Raw genomic sequence first — 22,395 nt, 5'->3', positions numbered from 1 at the left:
AGGCTGACAAGCGTACGGGCATTGCCGCCACGGTACGCGCGTCGCGCTAGTTGAACAAGCGATGCTGCCCTATTCGTAGCGCTTGCCCAGCGCCAGCATTTCAGGTGTGCCGATCAGCTCGTTGAGCGCCTGGAACGACAGCATCCGGTCCAGGTACGGTGTGGTGGTCTGATGCGTCCCCAGGCTTTGCAGGTAGTCGCGCAGCGCAAAGGCCAGCGCCCGTACGGTACCGCCGGGGAAGATCACGACACGAAAGCCGATCTCTTCCAGTTCCGGCGCTGGCAGCACCGGCGTCTTGCCGCCTTCGACCATATTGGCCAGCAGCGGCGCGCGTGTCCCGAGCCTGGCGATGGCCGCCGACATGTCTTCGCGGCTGCGCAGCGCCTCCACGAACAGCAGATCGGCGCCGGCCTCGGCGTAGCGCTCGGCGCGTTCCAGCGCCGCTTCCATGCCCTCCACCGCCACGGCGTCGGTACGGGCGATGATCAGCGTGTTCGCATCGCGGCGCGCGTCGCAGGCAGCGCGGATCTTGCCCGCCATCTCGGCGGCCGGGATCACCGACTTGCCATCGAGGTGCCCGCAGCGCTTCGGCATCGCCTGGTCTTCCAGCTGGATCGCCGATGCGCCGGCACGCTCGAGCACGCGTACGGTCTGCACGACGTTGAGGGCATTGCCGAAGCCGGTGTCGGCATCGACGATCAGCGGCAGCGCCACGCGCTCGCGGATATTGCGGGTGACAGAAGCCACGTCATCAAGCGACAGTAAGCCGATATCCGGCCGGCCAAAGCGCGTGTAGGCAAGGCTGGCACCGGAAAGATAGGCAGCCTGGAACCCGGCCTGTTCGACCAGCAGTGCGGAAAAGGCGTCATAGACACCCGGTGCGGTCACGATGCCAGGTTGTTGCAGGCGTTGCTTCAGTGTCATGCTGGATTTCCGTTCACGGAAAGTTGGCCCGCCGCGATCTTGCGGGCGAGGTGCGGCACCAGGCCGCCGTCTTGGATCATGTCCACCAGGTGCGGCGGAACCGGTTCGCATTGTAGTGGCGCGAGGCCTTCGACAAAGACCTGCGCACGCGCAAGATCGCAACCGGCGCGCTGGCCCGCCGCAATACGCGGCAGCGACGGGCATGTGAACAGCGGGAGGCCCAGATTGAAGCCGTTGCGATAGAACAGCCCGGCGAACGAGGGCGCGACTACGGCTGCCACGCCCAGATGCCGCAAGACCTCCACCGCCTGTTCGCGCGACGAGCCCGCGCCGAAATTGCGCCCGCCGAACACGATGTCTCCGGGCCGCACCGCGGCGGCAAACCCGGGATCGACATGCTCCATGCAATGGCGCGCGAGCGCATCGATGCCGTACTTCATATACGCGCCGGGCGCCAGCAGGTCGGTATTGATATCGTCGCCGAACACCCAGGCGCGACCGGTGAAGTCCCCTGTGGCGGGCATGAGCGTGTCGTTCATGACAGCATCCCCCGTGGATCGGCGATTCGGCCGGCAATTGCAGACGCGGCCACCGTGTAGGGCGAACCGAGATAAACCTGCGACGATGCGGCGCCCATGCGTCCCTTGAAATTGCGCGCAGTGGTACTGATCACCACGGTGTCCTCGCCAAAGCGGTGCTCGCCATAGCCAGCGCACGCGCCGCAAGCATTCGGCAGAAGCTCTGCGCCGGCTGCCACTAGCGCGCCCAGCGTGCCTTCGCGCTCGGCCTGCGCCTGGTCCGCGGCGCTGGCCGGCGCCACCAGCAGCCGGCTATTGCGCGCCACGCGCTGTCCGCGCAGCACTTGCGCGGCCATGCGCAGGTCGTCGAGCTTGGCGCCGGTGCAGGCACCGATGTATGCGATATTGACCGCCACATTGCCCAGGCTGTCGACGTCGCTGGCATCGGCCGGGGTATGCGGCCGCGACACTTGCGGCGCCAGCGACGCAGCGTCGAAGTCGTGCGTAGCCAGGCATGCGGCGCCGGCGTCCGACTGCCAGCGGTCGACGTCAATCTCCGATGGCTCCACGCCGGCGTCGAACAGCCAGTCGCGCGTCACCGCGTCGGGCGCCACCAGGCCGACCTGGGCGCCCAGCTCCGCGGTCATGTTCGACAGCGTCATGCGCTCCTGCATCGACAACGCCGACACGGCGGTGCCGGCATATTCAACGGCCTGATACTGGCCCCCGTCCATGCCGAATTGCGTGCACATGCGCAGCATCATGTCCTTTGCCGACACGCCGGGGCGCAGCCGGCCGTGCCATTGCATGCGGAGGGTCTGCGGTACGCGCACCCAGATCTCGCCGGTCACCAGTACGCCGAGCATCTCTGTCGCCCCGATGCCGAACATGTATGTGCCGAAGGCCCCACCCGTTGAGGAGTGGCTGTCACCACCCACCGCCATCATGCCCGGACGCAGGTAGCCCTTCTGCGGCACCACCACATGGCAGATGCCCTCCATGTCATGGAAGCGCGCCACGCCCTCCTCCCTGACCCACTCGCGCGCGATCTGCACGATCTTGCGGCTGTCGGCGTCATGGGCCGGCACATAGTGGTCTGTGACCACCACCACCCTGGACGGGTCCCAGACCCGGGCGCCGATCTTCTCCAGCAGCGGCTTGACGCGCCGCGGGCCACCCGAATCATGCATCATGGCCAGATCGACACGGCAGGTGACGATCTCGCCCGGCGTGACATGCGCGCGGCCGGATGCGCGGGCCAGCAGTTTCTGGGCGAGCGTCTGGGGCGTGGCCGCTGCGACGGCCTGTGCGGACACCTGCGCCATCATTCCACCCGTGTGCCCGATGCCTGGATCACCTTGGCCCAGTGCTGGATATCGCTGCGGACAAACTGCGCGAACGCCTGCGGCGTCATGCTCACCGCGCTGGCGGCCTCGGCTTCCATGCGCTGCTTGTACGCGGGATCCTCCACCGCGATCTTCACCGCCCGATACAGCTGGTCAGTGGTGGCCTGCGGCAGCTTGGCCGGCCCAAACAGCCCGAACCATGCCGACGACTCGAATCCCTTCACGGTGCTGCCGATGGTGGGCACGCCCTGGAGCTGCGGCAGCGGCTGCCTGCTGCTGACGCCGAGTATCTTGAGCGCGCCGGACTTCGCATGCGGCAGCACATTGACGGTACTGGCAAACATCAGGTCCACGGTGCCGGCCAGCAGGTCGGTCAGAGCGGGATTGGTGCCCTTGTAGGGAATGTTCAGGATATCGGTGCCAGTCTGCAGTTTGAACTGCTCGCTGGCCAGATGCAGCGATGACCCCTGCGCGCCGATGGCAAAGCTCAGCTTGCCGGGGTTGCGCTTCGCATAATCGATCAGGCCGGCAGTGTTGTCGAACGGCGCGTTCTTGCGCGCCACCAGCACGCTGGGCACCCGCGCGACCATCGAGATCGGCGTGAAGTCCCTGACCGCATCGAACGGCAGATTCTTGTAGAGCGAGGCGTTGATGGTATGGCCAGTAAAGCTCATCAGCAGCGTGGTGCCGTCCGGCGTGCTGCGCGCAACATACTGCGCGGCGATATTGCCGCCAGCACCGGGCTTGTTGTCCACCACCACGCTGCGTTGCAGCGTCTCGCCCATCGAACGGGCAATCAGGCGCGCCAGCGCGTCGGTAGTGCCACCGGCCGGGCTGCCGACTACGATCGTGATTGGCTTGTCGGTTGCAGCGTGCACTGCCGGGGCCATCGAGGCCAGGACGGTCAGCGCGGCACTGGCCAGGAATTGTCTCTTGCTGAAAGGCATGTCGGTCTCCACCGCTGTTCTAGCAACTTCGGTGAAGTGGACTCTATGCCCGGCGCCAGCCGCGTTCAATGGAACCGCGTGGTCCTATCCAAGGTACCACTTATGGTGAGTGCCAGAGCAACTGCGACCGCCCGGTCGCCACACCGGCCATCTCAACGATCGTTCCCCCTCTTTAGTAGGTCCCATTCTCGGGATTCCATATTTGCTGCCGGACCGGCAGCAACCTATGATGGATCTCAAAAATGTTGCCGCCCGCATCAGGCCAGTTTTTCTGTCATTCAGGCCGCACGCGGAGAAAGGTTTCCGGGTACTGGGGGTCAAATGAACAACGAAGGCTACAGGCGGTGGCGCCGCCGCTGGTTGCGCCTGCATTCGCGATTTCTGCTGGCTAGCGCGCTGACGTTGGCGGAAGTCGAGCTGGACACGTATCTAAAAGAAAAACGTACGACATACCGCGACTTTGGGGACTTCACTGAGAATGAGATTGACTTCATTTTTCAGCGAGTCTGTCGAGGCATCCAACGGTGGCCCGCCCCTCATATCGCGTCCCAGGAGTGCGTGCGCCGGGCACGCAAGCGGATTCAGGAACTGGGCAGGCGTCTGACGAATGAAGCGACTTGGCAAAACGACTCCACGTTGTAGTGCACCGCGTCGTACGGACACTTGCCTCAACCCTGCCCGGAATGAGAAGCCAGCCTCAGCGCCTATACTGAACAGCATCGGCTGGCACGAGCCCCCGTGCAGCCACGGCTTCGGATCCCGACATTTCGACGAGAAGCAGCCTTTCCTCTCCGACCGACGACCGGCAGGCCAGCATCCCCGCACGGCTTGACCGCCTGCCATGGTCGCGTTGGCACTGGCGCGTGGTGCTCGCGCTGGGCATCGCCTGGGTGCTCGACGGCCTCGAGGTCACGCTGGTCGGCTCGGTCGGCGCCGTGCTGGAGCGCCGCGACACGCTGGCGCTTACCGCGACCGAGGTCGGCTGGACGGGTTCGTTTTATGTTGGCGGCGCCGTGCTCGGCGCGCTGTTGTTCGGCCGCATGGCCGACCGGCTCGGCCGCAAGCGGCTGTTCCTTGTCACGCTGCTGGTCTACATGGCCGCCACGCTAGCGACGGCGTTTTCAACAGGCTTCGCCATGTTCGCGGTGTGCCGGTTCTTTACCGGCCTTGGCATTGGCGGCGAATATGCCGCCATCAATTCCGCCATCGACGAACTCATTCCCGCGCGTGTGCGCGGCCGCGTGAACCTGGCGATCAACGGCAGCTTCTGGGTCGGCGCCGCGCTCGGAGCCGGGCTGAGCCTGCTGCTGCTCGACCCGCGCGTGCTGGGTCCCGTGTGGGGCTGGCGCGCATGTTTCGCACTGGGCGCGGTGCTGGCCGTTGCCATCATGCTGGTGCGCCGGCATGTGCCGGAAAGCCCGCGCTGGCTGGCCATGCACGGCCGCATCGGCGAAGCGGAACACGTGATTGCGGACATCGAGGCGCAGGTCTTCCCCACAGTGCGGATGCGCGCGGGCTCGCCGGCCGCAGCATCGCACATTCACGTCCCGACGCCACCGCCGTCCATACGCGATGTGCTGCGCCTGCTGGTGCTGCGCTATCGGCAGCGCAGCCTGATTACGCTGGCCCTCATGCTGGCGCAGGCCTTCTTCTACAACGCGATCTTTTTCTCCTACGCACTCGTGCTGACACGCTTCTACGGCGTGCCGGATGGCCGTGTCGCGCTTTACCTGTTCCCGTTCGCGCTGGGCAATGCAGTGGGGCCGCTGGTCCTCGGCCCTTTGTTCGACGAGGTCGGCCGGCGCCGCATGATTGCGGCCACTTACGTGCTGTCTGGCCTCGGCCTGGCCGCCACCGGGTGGGCGTTCACGCAAGGCTGGCTCGACGCTGCCACGCAGGCGCTGTGCTGGTCCGCCGTGTTCTTCCTGGCTTCGGCCGCCGCCAGCTCGGCGTACCTGACCGCCAGCGAGGTCTTTCCTCTCGAAATGCGCGCGCTTGCGATCTCGGTCTTCTATGCGGTGGGCACCGGCACCGGCGGCTTCATCGCACCCGTGCTGCTTGGCACTTTGATCGAACGCGGCAGCCGTGAAGCGGTCGCGGCCGGCTACGGGCTCGGCGCCGCACTGGTCATTGCGGCCGGCCTGCTGGCATTGCGCTACGGGATCGATGCCGAGCGGCGCCCGCTCGAGGAGATTGCCCCGCCATTGGCAAGCGGCCGACACGAAGAAACTGGTTGACGGAAATCGGCAGATACTCATACCGCGCCTTTAAAAGTAACAACCATGCAGCTTTTGTTTAATTCACGCGGTAATATACAAAAGGCGTCTATTCATATAGACGAATTCCCCGAATCTAACGACCCAAATATTCAACAATGAGAATCACGCTCGATGCGCTGCAGGTAGTCGAGTCCATTGCGCGCTGTGGCACGTTCGCACTTGCCGGCAAGGAACTGCACAAGGCGCCGTCGTCGCTGAGCTATGTCGTGCAGAAACTCGAAAGCGACCTGGGCATCACGGTGTTCGATCGCAGCGCGCACCGCGTGCGCCTGACGCTGGCAGGCGAGGTCCTGCTGGACGAAGGGCGCCGTTTGCTGCGCGCCGCGAACGACCTCGAAGAACGCGTCAGGCGCGCCGAGGCCGGCTGGGAGGCCGAACTAAAGATTGCGACCGACGCGCTGGTTCCGTTTGACGCCATCCTGCCGTTCATCTCGGCATTCCAGGCGGAAAACAGCTATACGCGCCTGCTGTTCTCGCAGGAATTGCCGGGCAACAACTGGTTGGCGCTAGCCACCAACAGCGTTGACCTGTTGATTGGCGCGGTCGGAGATCCCCCCGCGGTGCAGGGGCTGTTCACGGTGCCCGCCGGCACCGCGAGGTCGATCTTTGTCGTCGCGCCGGGGCACCCGCTCGCGGCAGTGGAGGAGCCCATCGACTGCACCGTGCTGTGGCAACACCAGTTCGTGGAAGTCTGGCTGCCGCAGGACAGTGCGCCCGATCCGCTCCACACGCTGGTGGAAGGCCAGCGACACATCAGCGTGCCCACACTCGATGCGAAAGTGTCCGTGCTCTTGTCCGGCCTTGCATGCGGCTATCTGCCGGTGTGCGCCGCGCAGCCGCATATCGACAAAGGGCGGCTCGTCGTGCGGCGGCTGGGCGAGGAGCGCCCGCCACAAACCTTTCATATCGCCTGGCGCAGCAACGATCCCGGCAGGGCGATCGGCTGGTGGATCGAGCGCAAGGAGGCGCTCGCCAACGCCCTGCGCCAAAGCCTTGGGCTTCAGGCGCCAGCCTGACTGGCGAAGGCGCGCAGACTGGCCCGGCGACAAGACCGGAACAAGACGGGAAAGCGCGCACCGCCGTCGCCAGCGGCCGCTAGGCCCTCTCCCGCAGGTCGTACCAGGCCACCAGCAGGAATCCCCCCACCAGGCCGAGGTGCTCGAAGAAGGCGTTCTCCATCATGAAACGGGCATCGCCGGAGACTTCCCAGAAGCGGTTCGCCAGGAACGTCGCCATCAGCGTGAAAGCCGCCAGGCCAAGCGCACCGAGCCAGCGGTAGAAGCCGGCCAGGATCATCGCCGAGGCGCCGAGTTCGAGCGCAATGGTCGCCGCCGCGAGCGGCCCGGCCGGCGCAAGACCGAAATGGTGCATCTCGGCCATGGCCGCGGGGAAGTCCAGCGCCTTGTTCAGCCCGCCCTGCAGGTAGGCCGCGCACAGGCCCAGCAGTGCCACCCAGCGCACCACCGGTGTCGCGAAGCGGGCCACGCGGGTTTCCGCCGCCGGCGGAGTCAGACTGCCATGCTCGATCATTGCTTGCTCTCTCGAAGATAGTGATGTGCCGCGCCGCAACGCTGCTGCAAGGCCGGCGAAGCGAAGTCATGTTAGTGCATGATCGTTCGAATAAAGAAGTTAACTCACGTTTTTATTTTTTTCATCGACATCGTCCTACCGCTGTCGCTTTAGGGTATCCAAGAATGCTATGGGCCTGAATAACGGATTCCTCCCCAGACTCATCCACTTATTCGAATAGTCTGTTCGAAATAATCCGTTATGCCGGTCAGAATCGCCTCGTTATACTTTCGCAGCGCTCCCGGCATTGCCGGCAAGTGCCCAATGACATGCTTTCCCACGCAGTTGGCGCTGCGGCCATCGCCGCATGATAATTTGTCCCCCGCCGCCATGCCGTCGCGCCCCATGCGACAGCGAAGGTGTGGCGTCTTTCCCGCCCCAAGGAGAAAACCGTGAGCAATCCGAAGCTAGAAGTCCTGACTCCGCAGAATTGCCAACTGATCTTCATCGACCATCAGCCGCAGATGGCATTCGGTGTCCAGTCTATCGACCGCCAAGTCCTGAAGAACAATGTGATCGGGCTCGCCAAGGCCGCGAAGATCTTCAATATCCCGACCACGATCACCACCGTGGAAACCGAAAGCTTCTCGGGCTTTACGTATCCCGAATTGCTCGACGTGTTTCCGAGCCACAAGCTGCTGGAACGCACGTCGATGAATTCCTGGGACGACCAGAAGGTGCGCGACGCGCTGGCTGCTGCGGGCCGCAAGAAGGTCGTGGTGTCGGGGCTGTGGACGGAAGTCTGCAACAACACGTTCGCGCTCAGCGCGATGCACGACGCCGACTACGAGATCTACATGGTGGCCGATGCGTCCGGCGGCACGTCCAAAGAGGCGCATGACTATGCCATGCACCGCATGATCCAGGCCGGCGTGGTGCCCGTGACCTGGCAGCAGGTGCTGCTTGAATGGCAGCGCGACTGGGCCCACCGCGATACCTATGATGCGGTCATGGCGCTTGTCAAGGAGCATTCGGGCGCCTATGGCATGGGCGTCGACTACGCGTACACGATGGTGCACAAGGCGAAGCAGCGTACGTCAACGCAGCACGAGGCCATTCCGGCAGTCCCGGCACGCTGAGCTCACTGACACATTGACGTGAGTGGATCGCGGGCGCAGCGGCAACCGCCGCCGCGCCCGCCATAAGCCGTCACCTTGCCATGCCAACGCCTACAGGAGTTTCGCCATGAATGCTTCGACCGCCCCGGACCTGATTCTCGTCAACGGCAAGTTCACCACGCTGGACCGGGCCAATCCGCAAGCCGAAGCAGTCGCCATTCGCGATGGCCGGTTTGCCGCCGTCGGCACGAAGCAGGACATCATGCAGACCGCCGCCAGCAGCACGCGCGTGATCGATCTTGGTGGCCGCCGTGCTATTCCGGGACTCATCGACAGCCACATGCACATCATCCGTGGCGGCCTGAACTACAACATGGAACTGCGCTGGGACGGCGTGCGCTCGCTGGCCGATGCCATGCGCATGCTGCGCGACCAGGTTGCGCGCACGCCCGCCCCGCAGTGGGTGCGCGTGGTCGGCGGCTTCACCGAACACCAGTTCGTGGAGAAACGCCTGCCAACCATCGAGGAACTCAATGCGGCGGCGCCCGACACGCCCGTGTTCATCCTGCATCTGTATGACCGCGCAATCCTGAACGGCGCTGCATTGCGCGCGGTCGGCTACACGAAAGACACGCCAAACCCGCCCGGGGGTGAAATCATTCGTGACGCAAGCGGCAACCCCACTGGCCTGCTGCTGGCCAAGCCCAATGCCACCATCCTCTACGCCACGCTGGCCAAGGGGCCGAAACTGCCGCCCGAGTACCAGAAGAATTCGACACGGCACTTCATGCGCGAGGTGAACCGGCTGGGCGTGACGGGCGTGATCGATGCGGGTGGCGGCTACCAGAACTACCCCGAGGACTACAGCATCATCGAAGAACTGCACAGGGAAGGCCAGCTCACGGTGCGGCTCGCGTACAACCTGTTCACGCAGAAGCCGAAGGAAGAACTGAGCGACTTCCGCAATTGGGCCGGGAAGGTCAAGCCCGGCCAGGGCGACGATCTGTACCGGCATAACGGCGCCGGCGAGATGCTGGTCTATACGGCCGCCGACTTCGAGGACTTCCGCGTCGAACGGCCCGAGATGCCGCCGTCGATGGAAGGCGACCTGGAGCCTGTGATCCGGCTGCTGGTCGAGAACCGCTGGCCGTGGCGCCTGCATGCGACCTACGACGAGACGATTTCGCGCGCGCTCGATGTGTATGAAAAGGTCGCGCGAGACATGCCATTCGACGGCCTGCACTGGTTCTTCGACCACGCCGAGACCATCAGCGACCGCAATATCGACCGCATCGCGGCGCTTGGCGGTGGCATCGCGGTGCAACACCGCATGGCCTACCAGGGCGAGTATTTCGTCGAACGCTATGGCGCAAGATCGGCCGAACGCACCCCGCCGATCCGGAAGATGCTCGAGCGCGGCGTCAAGGTCGGTGCGGGCACCGACGCCACGCGCGTCGCGTCCTACAACCCGTGGGTGTCGCTGTACTGGCTCACTACCGGCAAGACGGTGGGCGGCATGTCGATGTATCCGCAGGCCAACCTGCTCGACCGCGAGACCGCGCTGCGGCTGTGGACCGAAGCGAATACGTGGTTTTCGAACGAGGAAGGCAAGAAGGGCATGATGGCGGTCGGACAGCTTGCAGACCTGGCGGTGCTGTCAAACGATTACTTCGCGGTCCCCGGCGACGAGATTCAGGACATCACCTCGGTCATGACCGTGCTCGGTGGCAAGGTGGTCTACGGCGACGGTGAATTCGGCAAGCATGCGCCCGAGCTGCCGCCGCCGATGCCGGACTGGTCGCCGGCCCGTCACGGCAGCCGCTACCAGCCGCGGCCACAGGCACAGGCCCGCGCGATGGCGAACACCGCTTGCGGTTGCGCCAGCGCCTGCGGCGTGCACGGCCACGCGCACGCGGACGCGTGGGCGGCAAGCCTGCCCGTTTCCGATGAGCGCTCGTTCTGGGGCGCAATGGGCTGCTCGTGCTGGGCGTTCTGATGTCGCGCCGCACCGGAGCGCCATGATGGCGCGCCACCAACCAACCGGAGTCCGACCATGAAGGTCTATATCGTCTCGCTCGCCGCCGGGATTCTCGTCGGCATCATTTATGCGCTGCTGCAGGTACGGTCGCCCGCACCACCGGCCATCGCGCTGATCGGGCTGCTCGGCATGCTGATCGGCGAACAGGTCGTGCCCACGGTGAAGCGGGTCGTCGCGGGCGAACCTGTGACCGCGGCCTGGTTCCGCAGCGAGTGCGTGCCCAAGATTACCGGCGCGCCACCGAAGGCGGATGGCACGACCGAGCCACCGGTCACGCTGGCTGCGCGCGGCAAGGAAAGCGGGCAATGATCCGGGGATACAAGAGCGGTCAATCCCGGTCGGCATGTGCCAGCACGTGTACCGCGCGGCTTGTGCTGCCGCCGGGACCGCAGTGAGCACCGCACCGCGCCCCGATCTTGCCGCGTCGGCACCGGGCCCCGCCACGGGTTGCATCCTCGCGTTTATCGCCGGCTATGTCGATGTCGTCGGGTTCGTCTCGCTGTTCGGGCTGTTCACAGCGCATGTGACAGGCAACTTCATCATGATCGGCGTCGATGTCACGGGCAACGAGGCAGGCCTGCTCGCCAAGCTGCTCGCGCTGCCCGCCTTTGTGCTGGCCGTCGCGGCGACCCGGGTCGCCGAAGTGCGGCTCGGCAAGTCCGGCCGCTCGCCGGTCGCCCCGCTGCTGCTGACCGAAGCCGTGCTGCTCCTGTTGTTCATGGCCGCGAGCCTGCATGCCGCGCCCGTCACCGATCCGTCGGCGCCGGCCGCGCTCGTGGCCGGCATGCTTGCCGTCATGGCCATGGGTATCCAGAACGCGCTGTCACGGACATCGCTGCTCGAGCTGGGACCGACGACGATCATGACCGGCAACACGACGCAGATCGTGATCGACCTTGTTGATCTTCCATCCGCATCGGGCGCGCAACGCGAAGCGATCCGGCGGCGGCTGCGCAAGATGGGCCCGGCCCTGGCCGCGTTCGCGTTGGGCGCGATCCTCGGGGCAGTCGGCTATGCCACATTGTCCGTGTGGTGCGTGCTGCTGCCGGCCGTGCTGCTCGTCGCCATCGGCATTCCGGCCTGGCGCCACGGCCAGCCGTCAGCGGCAAGCTGAATGCCGTGAAGGCGCAGGAACATCGCCCCGCCATCCTCTTCGGCGCATTCGACCGCCATAACTTCGGCGATCTGCTGCTCGCACACATCGCCGCACACGTAATGAAAGGCCGTGCGCTGCACTATGGCGGCCTGGCGGATCGCGACCTGTCGGCGTACGGCGGCCACAAGGTACGGGCGCTGGCGCGGGTGGCCGAAAGCCTGGGCGACACGCCCGTTGACATCTTTCATGTGGGTGGAGAGATCCTGACGTGCAGCGCGTGGGAAGCCGCGGTGATGCTGCTGCCCCCGAACGAGGCGCAGGCGGTGGTCGCGCGGCTCGATGCGCAGCCGGCACAACGCGCCGCCTGGGCGAGCGCACAGCTCGGGCTGCGCGACTTCGCCCCGTACTTGTTGCCCGATGGCCTGTTTGCCAACGTCGCCAGCGTGCGCTACCACGCCGTGGGCGGCCTCGACCTTGACCGGCTCGAGCCAGCCATGCGTGCCGAAGTGGTAGCCAAGCTGAAGGCCGCCACTTCCATCAGCGTACGCGACCTGCAGACCCGCACCATGCTGGAAGCCGCGGGCGTCAGTTGCCATCTCGCGCCCGATCCGGCGGTGATGGTCGCCGATATGTTTGCACCGCGCATCCGGGAGCACGCCCGGCAAGGCGAGCTGGCCCGCGTGATGTCCACATTCCCGCGCGGATACCTGGCCGTGCAGTGCAGCGCTGATTTCGGCGATGACGAGACGCTGGCCGCACTCGCACGGCAGCTCGAACAGATGGCCACGAACTGGGATCTGGGCATCGTGCTGTTCCGCGCGGGCGCCGCGCCATGGCATGACGACCTGGACGTCTACCGGCGCCTGGCGGCGCTCATGGGTAGCGTGCCGGTGCGCGTGTTTGGCTCGCTCAACCTGTGGGATATCTGCGCGCTGGTCGCCCATAGCCGCGGCTACGCGGGCAGCAGCCTGCACGGCAGCATCGTCGCGAGCGCGTTTGCGCTGCCGCGCGTGGGCCTGCTGCGTCCCGGGCAATCGCTCGGGTCCAGCAAGCAAGCCGCGTTTGCCGGGACGTGGGGATCGGCCGGCGCGCCTGCGGCAGTGCCGCCGTCGGCCCTTGCGTTGGGCATGGCCGAGGCCATGAGCACTAGCCAGACAGAGCGCGACGCTTTCGCGCGGGAACTGGTCGAGGCGTTCGTGGGAAGCGCCTAGCGTCAGACACGCTCGACGCGCACGAAGAACTCCACGCCTTCGTCGACGCCTTCCATCGACTGGCCGAACGTGATCCAGCCGTGGCTGCGCAGCATTACGTCGTCGCGGCGCAGGATGAAGCTCTCTTCGCCGTCGATGGTGACGTGCGTGCCGTTCGAACTCCGGTCGACCAGCACGTAGCGCCCGGCGCGCGACTCCACGGTGGCCTGGAACCGCGAGGCGCGCCGGTCCGCCACCACGATCGTCATGGTGCTGTCACGGCCAATGGTGACAGGCGCGGAGGCGAGATTCATTTCCACGAGCGCCGAGCGGTAGCGCAACGTGAGAAACACCGAACACGCGGTACGCGGGCTTTCGGTGTCGATCAGCGTCAGGTCGGTCGCCTGTTGCCAGATCGCCTCGAACAGTTCGACCGCCTGCTCCCTGCCGCGTACCTGGATCGGGTACAGGTAGCGCGTCGTCCGGCGCAGCCAGTCAGGCAGGCCGCCGACGGACTCCGCGCTGGTGATGATCTGGCCGCGCGATGCCAGCTTGGACAGCCGCGCCGCGAGATTCACGGTATCGCCGAACACATCGCCTGAGATATCAGATAGTACCGGCCCGTGATGAAAGCCGATATGGATCGACATCGGCACACCGGCCACCGGCGGCAGTTCGGCCACCGCGTGCTGCATATCGAGCGCGGCCTGCAGTGCGCGTTCCGCCGCCGGGAACACCACCATGATCTCGTCGCCGATGGTCTTGACGATGCGCCCGCCGCAATCCTGCGAGCAGGACCGCATGACGCCGAGGCATCGCGCGACCGCGGCCATCGCCGCTGCGTTGCCGGCCACTTCGTACAGCCGCGTGCTACCGCTGAGGTCGGCGAACATTACCGACCCTTGCGACGCCTCGTTAAGCGGTTCTCGGTCCATATGCACGCCGGCCCGCCTCGGTTCCGACGGGCCACGTCCTCATTGCAGTCACGCGATCGCGCAATGCTGGAATTCTGGCACCGCGACCGGCGATCCTCAACCCGAATGGCAAACGATGGGAGCGGGGGCAAACACGGTGGCGGTCTCCGGCCCCTAGCTCAATCCATCCAGCACCCAGTGCTGCCCATGCACCATGGCCGCCGCATCGGATGCCAGCATGGATACCATCCGTGCAGCCGCTCCCGTCGACACCCACACTGAAGGATCCGTCCCCGGCATGTCCCGCCGGTTGGCCGGCGTATCGAGCACTCCTGGCGCAATGCTGTTGACGTTCACGCCGCCGGCGCGTACCTCGCGCGACAGGCTTTCAACGAGCCGCTGCAGCGCGCTCTTCGACGCGCAGTACGCGCCCATCGAAGCCACGCCCGCCGCCGCACTGCGTGCCGTGACGGCCACGACCTTGCCGCTGCCCCGCGCGAGCATGGCGGGAATGAACGGGCGCGTTACGGCGATGAATGACCACGCGTTCAGGTCCATCATGTGCATCCATGACTCGCGGCTGATGGCGTGCGTGGCCTCGCCCATCTCGAAGCCGCCGGCCACATGGACCACGACGTCCACGGCACCGAAGGTATCCAGTATCTCCGCACCGACGCGGGACATGCCGGTATCCGAGGTGACATCGGCCTCGCGCAGCAACATGCCGCCGTCCGCATCGGGATGGGCGAAGACGCTTTGCAGGTGCTGGAGGTCACGGTCGATCAGGGCCAGCCGGCAGCCCTCCCCGGCAAAGCGGCTGGCTACTGCGCGGCCCAAGGCGCCGGCGGCGCCGGTGATCACGACATGACGAATGGCGGCTTCCATCTTCGGGCTCCCGTAGCGAAGGACTGCCTTCACCATAGTCGGGCGGCACGCAAAGGGAAATGCGGATGTCGGCTGAACTGTACAGAGCGGAATCCTTGCGCCCGTCTATGGCGCACGGCCCGTACATGCGCCAAGATGCGGCTGCATCACCCGCTGCTGCCTCACCCATTCAGGATCCCCAATTGCCTCTTACCCGCTTGCGGCAAAGCGCCACCCTTCTCGCCGTCGTGGCGCTGACCGGCTCGATGGCCTCCCTGTGCATCGGCACCTCGTTCGCCAAGTCGCTGTTTGCGGCGCTGGGTGCGCAGGGCACGACCGCATTGCGCGTGAGCTTTTCGGCATTGATCCTGCTCGCGGTGTGGCGACCGTGGCGGATGCCGCTGTCCGGCGCCAATGCCAGGGCCATTGCGCTCTATGGTGCCGCGCTCGGCGCCACCAACCTGCTGTTCTATATGTCGCTGCGCACCATTCCGCTGGGGCTGGCGATTGCGATCGAATTCACCGGACCGCTCACCGTGGCGGTGCTGTCGTCGCGGCGTGCCATCGATTTCCTGTGGATCGCGTTCGCGGTCACCGGGCTGCTGTTGCTGCTGCCGCTGGGCGAAGCGTCCACGCATCTGGATCCGGTCGGCATGGGCTTCGCGCTCGCGGCGGGGGTTGGCTGGGCGCTCTACATCATCTTCGGCCAGCGCGCGGGCAATGCCCACGGCGGCCAGGCCACATCGCTCGGTCTGACCATGGCGGCGCTGGTCGTGCTGCCGTTCGGCCTGGCCCACGCCGGCACGGCCATGTTCAGCCCGCCGCTGCTGCTCGCGGGGCTGGCCGTGGGCGTGTTGTCCAGCGCGATTCCCTATTCACTTGAAATGGTCGCGCTCAAGCGCCTGCCGCGACGGACGTTCGGCATCCTGCTCAGCATGGAGCCCGCCATGGGCGCGCTGGCCGGGCTGGCGTTCCTGCATGAGCAACTCAGCATGATCCAGTGGCTAGCAATTGCCAGCATCATCGTGGCCTCGATCGGTTGCACGGCTACCGCGCGGGGCAAGGCGGCGGCCTGAATTCTCGCCGTGAATGCGGCGCAGCAAACCCGCCGCGATGGCGGCCAGTTCATGGTTTTCCCTTTGCCTGCCGCGCTTGACTGAACCTGGGCCGGGCTTCAGATTGGACCGCGCAGTACAACTCTGGCGTCCAACACAGGAGACAGGAAGCATGCGAACCATCAAGGTGGCACTGGCAGCATTCAGCCTCATGGCCGGCCTCTGTTCGATTGCCGCGGCCCAGACGTGGCCCGGCAAGCCGATCACCATGGTCTTGCCGTTCCCCGCCGGCGGCTCCGCCGATGTCGTCGGCCGGGCGATGGCCGACGAAATGGGCAAACGCCTGGGCCAGCCCGTGGTCGTGGAGAACCGTGCCGGCGCCAGCGGCATCGTGGGCGCGAGCTATGTCGCCAAGGCGCCTGCCGATGGCTACACCATGATGTTCACCACCACGCTGCCCATCATGACCAACCAGTTCGTGTACGCGAAGCTCCCCTACGATCCGCGCAAGGACTTCGCGCTGATCTCCCAGGTCGCGACCGGCCAGCTCGTGTTGGCGGTCCACCCGTCGGTGCAGGCGAAAAGCGTGAAGGAATTCGTCGCGTGGGCCCAGCAGAACAAGGGCAAGGTCAACTACGGCTCATGGGGCGTCGGCTCGGCCGCGCACCTGATGGGCGCCTTCCTGAGCAACAGCCGCGGCATGGACATGAGCCATATCGCCTACAAGGGCGAGGCGCCCATGCTGCAGGACCTGATCGGCGGACAGGTGCAGATGGCAATCGGCTCGTATATGTCGATCAAGCCGTATCTGGAGTCCGGCAAGCTGCGCGCGCTGGCGGTGACCGGCGACAAGCGGATCGGCACCATCGCGGACGTCCCGACGTTCGAGCAGGCCGGGCTCAGCGAACCGGAGTTCCGGCCGGTCGGCTGGCTGGTGCTGGTGGCGCCGGCAGCCACGCCGGCACCGGTGCTCGCCCGGCTGGAGAAGGAGGCCATCGCCGCAGCGAATACCACGGCCGTCAAGGCGCGTTTGCAGGTGGCCGGGCTGGAAGCCATGGGCACCACGTCGGCCCGCTTCCGCGAGGATTACCAGTCGGCCATGCCGGTGCTGGAACGCGTGGTGAAGGCGTCGGGCGCGCGCGTCGAATAGTCTTGCGCGCCCCGCTTAGCGGGCAGCGAACCAGCCGGCGGGCAGGCTTGCGGTGGCGTCCGCATCGGCTGCCCCGAACGCAAGCGTGGCCTCGTGCAGGAAGCTGTCTTCGGGATTGCGGCGGCAGCTGAAGCCCAGTCCGCGAAGGATGGCAAGCATGCGGCGGTTCTCGCTGAGCACATCACCGCGCAGGCGGCGCACACCGGCCGCTTGCGCAAGTTGCTGCAATTTGGTGATGAGCCGGCGGCCAAGACCCTGGCCTTGCCAGTCATCGGCCACCACCACGGCAAATTCGGCGGTATCCCGGTCCGTCACGACGAACTGGCCGTTGGCCACCACTTCCGCGCCGCCATCCACGGTCGGCACGGTCACGACCAGCGCAGCCCCTTCGGCGCCTGGCCTGACCAACCCTTCGATGATGGAGTCCGCGACCCGGCCGCCTGTCAGGAAGCGGAAATAGCGGCTGTCGCGCGACAAGCCTTCCACCAGTTCACGTACCGCGGCTTCATCGTCTGCGCCCGCCTGCCGCAACGTTGCCTGTGCGCCGCGCCGGAGCGCCCATTGCTCGTTGCCCCCTTGTACCGACGTACGTGCTTGCAGGCCTTGCCTTATCTCAACCATGACCGCCACCTGACTTCAATATTTGTAGCCAGAGTATAGGCGAACCCCTGACTTTTGCAAATGAAGTCAGCATGCTATGCTCAGTGCATCATGAAAGCCACGTCCACCGTCCTTAGTGACTGCTCGATCGCCGCCACCCTCTCGCTGATCGGCGAGAAGTGGACGATCCTGATCCTGCGCGACATCTTCCACGGCGTGACCCGGTTTGATGACTTCCTGCGCCGGCTTGAATGTTCGCCGGCCGTGCTGTCAGCCCGGCTGAAGACGCTGACCGAGGCCGGCTTGCTGCGCCGCGTCGGCTACAAGGAACCTGGCGAGCGCGAGCGCTTCGAGTACCGTCCGACGCGCGCGGCCGTCGAACTACTGCCCGTGCTGGTCGGGCTGATGCAATGGGGTGACCGCCACCTTGCCGCCGGTGGCACCGGCCCGGTGGAGATCCGCTCGCGCCAGAATGGCCAGCGGGTCAGCGTGGCGCTGGTCGATGAAGATGGCCAGGCCGTGTCGCCCTCCGACATGGCCGTCATACCGCTGGCGACGCCAGGCGCGCCACAAGACTGATTCCCTGGCTGGCACCGCGGCGATACATTGCATCGCACCATGACTGTGCCGCGCCGGCCGACGCGCCCCATCAACGCGCACGGGCCAGAACCATATCGGTCCCTTTTGCCGCGAAATATCGCTCTCACCGTCACATCACCCCTGGCACAGCACTTGCGTAAATGACGTGGGCGGATCAACGGCGATCCAACCACCCATCAATGCGGCGGCTATGCCATGTAGCCGCTGTCAGGACAACGGCGTCCCCTGATCTGGTCAATGACCGGATTGCGGGACGCCTTTTGTTTTCTCGGAGCAAGCGACGATGAACGGCAAAGCCACCCGCATCCAGTTGTTGAGTCTGCGAAGCCCGCAGATGCGTGCCTTCCACCTGACGTGGATGGCGTTCTTCGTGTGTTTCTTTGCATGGTTCGCGTGCGCGCCGCTGATGCCGGTGATCAAGGGCGAATTCGGCCTCACGCCGGCGCAGATCGCCAATATCAATATCGCCGCGGTGGCAGTGACCATTCTCGTGCGGCTGGTGATCGGCCCGATGTGCGACCGCTTCGGCCCGCGCAAGACCTACACCGGCTTGCTGGTGCTGGGCGCGCTGCCCGTGATCGGCGTGGCGTTCGCGCAGAGCTACGAAACGTTCCTCGCGTTTCGCCTGCTGATTGGCGCCGTCGGTGCGAGCTTCGTCATCACGCAGTACCACACCTCGGTCATGTTCGCGCCCAACGTCGTTGGCACCGCCAACGCGGCAGCGGCAGGCTGGGGCAATGCCGGCGGCGGCGCCGCGCAGGCGCTGATGCCGCTGCTGCTGGGCGCGGTGCTGATGCTTGGCGTGGACCATGCAATGGGCTGGCGCGTGGCGCTGCTGGTGCCGGGCGTGCTGATGCTGGTCATGGCCGTCGTCTACTGGTGCTTCACGCAGGACTGCCCCGAAGGCAATTACTCCGACATGCGCGCCCGCGGCCAGGCCATCACTGGCAAGGATGGCGGCAAGGGCGGCGGCTGGGCCAGCTTCCGCGCCGCCAGCGCCAACTATCGCGTGTGGCTGCTGTTCGTCACCTACGGTGCGTGCTTCGGCGTGGAGATCTTCATCCACAACATCGCCGCCACGTTCTACGTGGACCACTTCGGCCTGAGCCTGAAGGCCGCGGGCCTGGCCGCTGGCAGCTTCGGCCTGCTGGCGCTGTTCGCCCGTGCCCTCGGCGGCTGGCTGTCAGACAAGGCGGCGCGCCGCCGCGGCCTCGATGCACGCTCGACGCTGCTGTTCGTGCTGATCCTCGGCGAAGGCCTGGGCCTGCTCTGGTTCGCGCAGGCCGGCAACGTCGTGATGGCCGTGACTGCCATGCTGCTGTTCGGCCTGTTCACGCACATGGCCTGCGGCGCTACGTATGCGCTGGTTCCTTTTATCGACCGCAAGGCGCTCGGCGGCGTGGCCGGCATCATCGGCGCCGGCGGCAACGTGGGTGCGGTGGCCGCCGGCTTCCTGCTCAAGGGCCTGGGCGACCTGCAGCAAACGCTCACCGTGCTTGGAGTGCTCGCGTCCCTGGCCGCGTTGTGCGCGATCGCCATCCGCTTCAGCGCCGAGCACAAGGCGCAGGAACAGGCGCTGTACGACAGCGCGCTGGCCAACTGAATAGCCCGCATCTCCACCACAACAGCATCCCGAGCAGCACAGACTGACTATCGGACAAGGAACGCATCATGAAACTGATCATCGTCGGCCACGGCATGGTGGGTCACAAATTCCTCGAATGCCTGGCGGAAGCCGGCGCGCAGAACCTGGATGTGACCGTGCTGTGCGAAGAACCGCGCCCCGCCTACGATCGCGTGCACCTGTCCGAGTTCTTCGCCGGCAAGTCGGCCGAAGACCTTTCGCTGGTACCGGCGGGCTTCTTCGAGCAGCACAACAACATCCTGCTGCGCCTGAACGCCCGTGCAGTGTCGATCGACCGCGCCGCGCGCACGGTCACCGTATCGACCGGCGAGACGCTGGCCTATGACAAGCTGATCCTCGCCACCGGCTCCTACCCCTTCGTGCCGCCGGTGCCGGGCAAGGAGCGCAAGGACTGCTTCGTCTACCGCACCATCGAAGACCTGGAAGCGATGCGGGAGTGCGGCGCGCGCTCGAAGCGCGGCGTGGTCATCGGCGGCGGGCTGCTGGGCCTGGAGTGCGCCAAGGCGCTGCGCGACATGGACCTGGAAACGCATGTGGTCGAATTCGCGCCGCGGCTAATGGCCGTGCAGGTGGATGAAGGCGGCGGCCGCATGCTGCGCCAGAAGATCGAAGGCCTGGGCGTGACCGCCCATACCGGCAAGAACACCGTTGAAATCATCGACGGCGCGGACGGCACCCATCGCATGGTGTTTGCCGATGGCACGCACCTCGACACCGACATGATCGTGTTTTCGGCTGGCATCCGTCCGCGCGATGAACTGGCGCGTGCCGCCGGCCTTGCCGTTGGCGAACGCGGCGGCATCACGGTGGACAACAACTGCCGCACCTCGGACCCCGATGTCTACGCGATAGGCGAGTGCGCGCTGTGGCAAGGCAAAATCTACGGCCTGGTGGCCCCGGGCTACGACATGGCCCGTGTCGCCGCGCGTCACCTGCGCGGTGAAGCCGCCGAATTCGCCGGCGCCGACATGAGCACCAAGCTCAAGCTGATGGGCGTGGATGTCGCCAGCATCGGCGATCCGCACGGCACAGTACCGGGCGCCCGGCTCTACCAGTTCAGCGACGACAGCAAGCAGGTCTACAAGAAGCTGGTGGTGTCCGACTGCGGCAAGTACCTGCTCGGGGGCGTGCTGATCGGCGACGCCAGCGAGTACGGCACGCTGCTGCAGATGATGCTGAACAAGATCGAGCTGCCCGAGTCGCCGGAATTCCTGATCCTGCCCGACAGCAGCGGCAAGGCCAAGCCAGCGCTCGGCGCCGACGCGCTGCCCGACACCGCGCAGATCTGCTCGTGCAACAACGTGTCGAAGGGCGAGATCTGCGCCGCGGTGTGCGACGGCGCCACCAGCATCGGCGCGATGAAGAGCTGCACCAAGGCCGGAACTGCCTGCGGCGGTTGCGTGCCGCTGGTCACGCAGATCATGAAGGCCGAGATGAAGAAGCAGGGCATGGCCGTCAACAACCATCTCTGCGAACACTTCCCGTACTCGCGCCAGGAACTCTATCACCTCGTGCGCGTGGGCAAGTTCAAGACCTTCGATGCGCTGCTGGAAGCGCACGGCAAGGGCCTGGGCTGCGACATCTGCAAGCCGACCGTCGGCAGCATCCTGGCCTCGTGCTGGAATGAGTTCGTGCTGAAGGAAGAGCACGCCGCGCTGCAGGACTCCAACGACTACTACCTCGCCAACATCCAGAAGGACGGCACCTACTCCGTGGTGCCTCGCATGCCGGGCGGTGAAGTCACGCCGGAAGGGCTGATCGCCGTGGGACAGGTGGCGAAGAAGTATGGCCTGTACACGAAGATCACCGGTGGCCAGCGTGTGGACCTGTTTGGTGCACGCGCTGAGGAGTTGCCCTATATCTGGGAAGAACTGATTGCCGCGGGCTTCGAATCAGGTCATGCCTATGGCAAGGCGCTGCGCACGGTGAAGTCGTGCGTCGGCTCCACGTGGTGCCGCTATGGCGTGGATGACTCGGTCGGCCTCGCCATCGAACTCGAGAACCGCTACAAGGGCCTGCGCGCGCCGCACAAGATCAAGTTCGGCGTATCGGGCTGCACGCGCGAATGCGCCGAGGCGCAGGGCAAGGACGTCGGTGTGATCGCCACCGAGAAGGGCTGGAACCTCTATGTGTGCGGCAACGGCGGCATGAAGCCCCGCCACGCCGAACTGCTGGCCGGCGACCTGGACCGCGACACGCTGATCCGCTACATCGACCGCTTCCTGATGTTCTACGTGCGCACCGCCGACCGCCTGCAACGCACCAGCGTGTGGCGCGACAACCTGGAAGGCGGCCTCGACTATCTGAAGGACGTCGTGCTCGACGACAAGCTCGGCATTGCCGCCGATCTGGAAGCCGAAATGCAGCACGTGGTCGATACCTACGAAGACGAGTGGAAGAAGGCAGTCACCGATCCCGAGACGCGCAAGCGCTTCCGCCACTTCGTCAACAGCGAACGCCGCGACGACAACCTTGTCTTCATCGAAGAGCGCGGACAGATTCGGCCGGCCACGCCGGAGGAACGGAACTTGCAACGTTCCCGCCTGAGCCACATTCCCGTAGTGGCCGTGCCCGCAAAAGCAGCCTGAATTCAGGTAAACGC

Annotated in this window: 20 protein-coding genes; 12 read left to right on the top strand and 8 right to left on the bottom strand. The window is 65.7% G+C overall.

Annotation, left to right across the window (positions count from 1 at the left end):
• Positions 1–69: 69 nt before the first annotated feature.
• Genes K2O51_RS09525 through K2O51_RS09510 form a run of 4 tightly spaced genes read right to left on the bottom strand, consistent with a single transcriptional unit; the run spans position 70 to position 3,735 of the window.
• Positions 70–924, bottom strand: coding sequence for an isocitrate lyase/PEP mutase family protein (locus K2O51_RS09525; protein WP_011300955.1), 855 nt, complete (start codon positions 922–924; stop codon positions 70–72).
• Positions 921–1,463: a LeuD/DmdB family oxidoreductase small subunit gene (locus tag K2O51_RS09520; protein ID WP_140950967.1), complete on the bottom strand. Its 543-nt coding sequence runs from the start codon at positions 1,461–1,463 to the stop codon at positions 921–923. Before K2O51_RS09520 ends, K2O51_RS09525 begins: the two co-directional genes overlap by 4 nt.
• Positions 1,460–2,767, bottom strand: coding sequence for a 3-isopropylmalate dehydratase large subunit (locus K2O51_RS09515; protein ID WP_140950971.1), 1,308 nt, complete (start codon positions 2,765–2,767; stop codon positions 1,460–1,462). Before K2O51_RS09515 ends, K2O51_RS09520 begins: the two co-directional genes overlap by 4 nt.
• Positions 2,767–3,735 carry a Bug family tripartite tricarboxylate transporter substrate binding protein gene (locus K2O51_RS09510; protein ID WP_011300958.1) on the bottom strand — a complete coding sequence of 323 codons (969 nt, stop codon included), beginning with the start codon at positions 3,733–3,735 and terminating at the stop codon, positions 2,767–2,769. The genes K2O51_RS09515 and K2O51_RS09510 overlap by 1 nt, the downstream gene beginning before the upstream one ends.
• A 764-nt stretch (positions 3,736–4,499) precedes the next feature.
• Between K2O51_RS09510 and K2O51_RS09505 the strand changes: the two genes are divergently transcribed.
• Positions 4,500–5,972, top strand: a complete 1,473-nt coding sequence (locus tag K2O51_RS09505; RefSeq protein ID WP_049796506.1) for an MFS transporter — start codon at positions 4,500–4,502, stop codon at positions 5,970–5,972.
• 137 nt (positions 5,973–6,109) lie between these two features.
• On the top strand, positions 6,110–7,030 hold the full coding sequence (locus K2O51_RS09500; protein ID WP_011300960.1) for a LysR family transcriptional regulator: 921 nt from the start codon (positions 6,110–6,112) through the stop codon (positions 7,028–7,030).
• Positions 7,031–7,109: 79 nt separating this feature from the next.
• Here the strand turns inward: K2O51_RS09500 and K2O51_RS09495 are convergent, their stop codons facing one another.
• A complete protein-coding gene (locus tag K2O51_RS09495; RefSeq protein WP_011300961.1) occupies positions 7,110–7,544 on the bottom strand; it encodes a DoxX family protein in 435 nt (144 codons plus the stop codon).
• Positions 7,545–7,975: 431 nt separating this feature from the next.
• Between K2O51_RS09495 and K2O51_RS09490 the strand changes: the two genes are divergently transcribed.
• The 5 genes from K2O51_RS09490 to K2O51_RS09470 all read left to right on the top strand — a co-directional run bounded on the left by K2O51_RS09490 (position 7,976) and on the right by K2O51_RS09470 (position 12,986).
• Complete coding sequence (locus K2O51_RS09490) at positions 7,976–8,662, top strand: hydrolase (RefSeq protein WP_011300962.1); 687 nt, start codon at positions 7,976–7,978, stop codon at positions 8,660–8,662.
• A 106-nt stretch (positions 8,663–8,768) separates the two neighbouring features.
• The gene (locus K2O51_RS09485; protein ID WP_011300963.1) at positions 8,769–10,637 is read left to right on the top strand and encodes an amidohydrolase; all 1,869 of its coding nucleotides are present in this window, start codon (positions 8,769–8,771) and stop codon (positions 10,635–10,637) included.
• A 57-nt stretch (positions 10,638–10,694) separates the two neighbouring features.
• The gene (locus tag K2O51_RS09480) at positions 10,695–10,988 is read left to right on the top strand and encodes a XapX domain-containing protein (RefSeq protein WP_011300964.1); all 294 of its coding nucleotides are present in this window, start codon (positions 10,695–10,697) and stop codon (positions 10,986–10,988) included.
• 82 nt (positions 10,989–11,070) lie between these two features.
• On the top strand, positions 11,071–11,793 hold the full coding sequence (locus K2O51_RS09475) for a YoaK family protein (protein ID WP_011300965.1): 723 nt from the start codon (positions 11,071–11,073) through the stop codon (positions 11,791–11,793).
• Between the two features lie 5 nt (positions 11,794–11,798).
• On the top strand, positions 11,799–12,986 hold the full coding sequence (locus tag K2O51_RS09470) for a polysaccharide pyruvyl transferase family protein (protein ID WP_220630124.1): 1,188 nt from the start codon (positions 11,799–11,801) through the stop codon (positions 12,984–12,986).
• A 2-nt stretch (positions 12,987–12,988) separates the two neighbouring features.
• On the opposite strand, the gene K2O51_RS09465 is transcribed toward K2O51_RS09470, so the two are convergent.
• Positions 12,989–13,900, bottom strand: a complete 912-nt coding sequence (locus K2O51_RS09465) for an adenylate/guanylate cyclase domain-containing protein (protein ID WP_049796507.1) — start codon at positions 13,898–13,900, stop codon at positions 12,989–12,991.
• A gap of 153 nt (positions 13,901–14,053) precedes the next feature.
• Positions 14,054–14,764, bottom strand: coding sequence for an SDR family oxidoreductase (locus K2O51_RS09460; RefSeq protein ID WP_220630123.1), 711 nt, complete (start codon positions 14,762–14,764; stop codon positions 14,054–14,056).
• A gap of 182 nt (positions 14,765–14,946) precedes the next feature.
• Between K2O51_RS09460 and K2O51_RS09455 the strand changes: the two genes are divergently transcribed.
• Both K2O51_RS09455 and K2O51_RS09450 read left to right on the top strand, forming a co-directional pair.
• On the top strand, positions 14,947–15,819 hold the full coding sequence (locus K2O51_RS09455; protein WP_041680267.1) for an EamA family transporter: 873 nt from the start codon (positions 14,947–14,949) through the stop codon (positions 15,817–15,819).
• 151 nt (positions 15,820–15,970) lie between these two features.
• Positions 15,971–16,948 carry a Bug family tripartite tricarboxylate transporter substrate binding protein gene (locus tag K2O51_RS09450; RefSeq protein ID WP_011300970.1) on the top strand — a complete coding sequence of 326 codons (978 nt, stop codon included), beginning with the start codon at positions 15,971–15,973 and terminating at the stop codon, positions 16,946–16,948.
• A gap of 15 nt (positions 16,949–16,963) precedes the next feature.
• Here the strand turns inward: K2O51_RS09450 and K2O51_RS09445 are convergent, their stop codons facing one another.
• Positions 16,964–17,569 (bottom strand): GNAT family N-acetyltransferase, encoded by a 606-nt coding sequence (locus K2O51_RS09445; RefSeq protein WP_011300971.1) that lies wholly within the window; start codon positions 17,567–17,569, stop codon positions 16,964–16,966.
• Positions 17,570–17,659: 90 nt separating this feature from the next.
• On the opposite strand from K2O51_RS09445, the gene K2O51_RS09440 reads away from it, so the two are divergent.
• The 3 genes from K2O51_RS09440 (at position 17,660) to nirB (ending at position 22,381) form a co-directional block, all read left to right on the top strand.
• Positions 17,660–18,127, top strand: a complete 468-nt coding sequence (locus K2O51_RS09440) for a winged helix-turn-helix transcriptional regulator (protein ID WP_140950838.1) — start codon at positions 17,660–17,662, stop codon at positions 18,125–18,127.
• Between the two features lie 304 nt (positions 18,128–18,431).
• Complete coding sequence (locus K2O51_RS09435; protein ID WP_220630122.1) at positions 18,432–19,751, top strand: MFS transporter; 1,320 nt, start codon at positions 18,432–18,434, stop codon at positions 19,749–19,751.
• Between the two features lie 68 nt (positions 19,752–19,819).
• A complete protein-coding gene (gene nirB, locus K2O51_RS09430; protein WP_011300974.1) occupies positions 19,820–22,381 on the top strand; it encodes a nitrite reductase large subunit NirB in 2,562 nt (853 codons plus the stop codon).
• Positions 22,382–22,395: the final 14 nt, after the last annotated feature.

Source organism: Cupriavidus pinatubonensis, assembly GCF_019602855.1.
In the GTDB taxonomy this organism is placed as follows: domain Bacteria; phylum Pseudomonadota; class Gammaproteobacteria; order Burkholderiales; family Burkholderiaceae; genus Cupriavidus; species Cupriavidus pinatubonensis.
Note: the sequence above shows the minus strand (reverse complement) of the source record. Positions and strands in the feature narration are given on the sequence as shown.